The organism is Emticicia sp. W12TSBA100-4 (assembly GCF_040253585.1).
GTDB lineage: Bacteria > Bacteroidota > Bacteroidia > Cytophagales > Spirosomataceae > Emticicia.
Genome location: NZ_JBELAU010000087.1, coordinates 1 through 394 on the forward strand (window position 1 = coordinate 1; position 394 = coordinate 394).

Sequence of the window (394 nt, forward strand, 5' to 3'; positions counted from 1 at the left end):
GCACTTGCGGTTGGAATTGCATTGATTGTTGCAACTGCCGTGCTTCTCGTTGAACTAACACAGCCATTTAAGCTACATTCTAAATAATAGGTCGTCGTTGTACTAAGACTTGGGGTAGTGTAAGTTGTTCCTGTGACTAAAGCGGTGCCACCTGTTAATGAACTGTACCATGAGATCGTTCCGCCCGAACAGCCACTTGCGGTCATTGTTACGGTGCCTGGACCACAACGGTTTCCACCCACACTTGTTGGTGCCGATGGAATGACATTTACTACTACATTCGCTGTTGCTGTTGCACTACAACCCGCACTACTTGTTACTGTTACGGTATAAATTCCTGCGTGGCTGGTTTGGGCATTGCTTATGCTTGGATTTTGAAGCGTACTTACAAAAC

1 protein-coding gene is annotated in these 394 nt (G+C 46.2%); it reads right to left on the reverse strand.

The window, feature by feature from the left end; genetic code table 11:
* Positions 1 to 394 (reverse strand): Ig-like domain-containing protein (locus ABR854_RS25870; RefSeq protein WP_350268740.1); only part of this gene is annotated, 394 nt, incomplete at both ends.